Here is a 2,025-nt window from a genome sequence, read left to right as displayed (position 1 = left end):
CGGGATCTCGCCTCATTACGCACGTATATTGACAGTGTTCTCTATTTGAGAAGCCTTGACATGCTCATCGAATACATCCTGGATCTGCGGCGTATCCGTGACGAGTCTACCACCCCAAACTACCTTCTCAGACTTATCTCGCTCGAAAGTCATCCCGAAGTGGCTGCAGGAGCCAGAGCTGAAATGGCGCGAATTAGAGAGGCTACGTTGGAAAGCTGCTCTAGCGATGTGGAGAAGGAGACCATTAAAGCCTACTTTGCCGACGTTACGCAACGTAACCCGCCAGTGAAAGCGTTCGCTACGTTATTAAGCGAGGCACAGCTCAACTCAGCATTGAGAAACGCCGTTAGCTGGTACTGGTCCACAGGAGGCTTGCGGAAATCTTTTGGCATTCTATCGGGTAACATAACGGGCCGGCGTAATTGGCGCTATGCGCCGAGTGATGACCTATTGGCCACGCTCGTGCATGTGGCAATGACGGAGCGGCCGATGGGCGACTGGCAGTGTGTGCGACCCCGTGCCTCGATGCGACTGAGCGAGTTCCTGGACTTTTTGTATCGACGTTACGGGCTGCTGGTGGACCGTCCGCCGGGTTTCTTGGACGATGCCACCGCACGGTTCGCGGCGGTGACGAATCTCGAGGCTCTTAAACGCCGTCTCCGACAAATGGGTTTCTTTCACGCTCTGTCTGACGACTTCAATGCCCAGTACCTGGAGATGCCTGTGCTAAAGGAGGTGAACGGATGAAGATGGCGGATGGCTTGCGGGCACGGCTGGCCAAACGGCTCGTGCAGGACTTACAGGCGGCCGAGCTGGGCTATTGCCTGCGCATCGATTATCTGGACCGGGACGAAGCTCGCTTGCTGTGCAAAGAAGCGAGAAAACTGCGGTTGGGCGACGACGTTCAGATATGGCTCGTCGGCACGCCGCCCCAGGATATCGAGTTGGAGATTTCGCCGGAAAGGGCCATCGAGATTCGCAACCGCAAACGCGTGCGGCTAGGCCTACTTGTTCCGATGGGCGTTTTAGACGCGGCGGCCAGCTCGCTGACCAACTCCTTTGCCGCGTTCGACCTTACACGTTTCTGGCAAGAGACTTCAGTTGACCTACTGCGTGAACTTCCGGAGGAGCTTCAAGAACCGGTACGACGCGTGTTAGCGACGCCACGCGGCGTTTTAAGCGCCACAGCTGAGCAGCGGGCTGATTACCTTGCGGCGGTGCTTGAAGAACCGACACTGGAAACCGTCGGACGCGAAATGTGGCGAGTAGGGCTAATTCCGGATCTGGGGGCCGACTTTGCAGACCGTCTGGAAAGAAATTTGCAATGTGTGCGAGAGCTCGTCCGGCCGGCACGCCCTCAGACAATCGGCAGCGAGCGACTGGAAAATTGCCGGCTGAGGGATGGACAGGTCAAAACCGAACTGGCTGCATACCTTAATAATCAACCGCTGGAGGACAGCCGGCGATGGTTGAGCGGTTTGGCGCTCGAGCCGAACCTTAGGCGGCTGACCTTCGAGAAGTGGCCCTTCGAAGAAGGCGTGCAATCGGACTTGGAATCGATCGAAGTCGTCCCGCTGCTGGATAAGCAGGGCCTGGTTGATCCAGAAAGCGGTTTTCGCCAAGAAGGTCCAGGAGCTCAGCCGATTGCTACGGTTGGACCGAAGAGCAAAATCAGAATCAGATGGCAGTGTGAGCCAAGGAACCCTTCGAATCTCAAGTGCTGGTATGCGGAGGTTATTCCTTCGCGCGATTACTATTCCGAACAGGACGCACCTGGGGTAGAGCTCCCCAGCACTCGCGCTCGGGCAAGAGCGCGGCAGGTCAGGTTGAGCATGGATATCGAACTGACCGAGGAGCAACCGGCCATTGCTGCTCAAGTGCGCATCGTGGGTCTCGACGAAAATGGAAACGAGCTGTGTGATCAGAATGGCCGGCCGATTGAGGGACTGAGTGAAGAGTTCTGGATCACGTCCCAGGAAATGGGGGAAAGCGATAACGAAGGGCGCAGCCGTTTCAATACCGTTC

The 2,025-nt window shown here is 56.7% G+C and carries 2 protein-coding genes; both read left to right on the top strand.

Annotation, left to right across the window (positions count from 1 at the left end):
• Window positions 1–747, top strand: a 747-nt coding sequence (locus H5U08_RS16960) for a hypothetical protein (protein WP_297035784.1), incomplete at its 5' end; no start/stop codon positions are given.
• The coding region (locus H5U08_RS16955; RefSeq protein ID WP_297035781.1) for a hypothetical protein at window positions 744–2,025 on the top strand (1,282 nt) is incomplete at its 3' end. The genes H5U08_RS16960 and H5U08_RS16955, both read left to right, overlap by 4 nt.

The sequence above is a fragment of the Thermogutta sp. genome, from assembly GCF_014359955.1.
GTDB lineage: Bacteria > Planctomycetota > Planctomycetia > Pirellulales > Thermoguttaceae > Thermogutta.
This window is presented reverse-complemented; position numbering and strand designations above follow the sequence as displayed.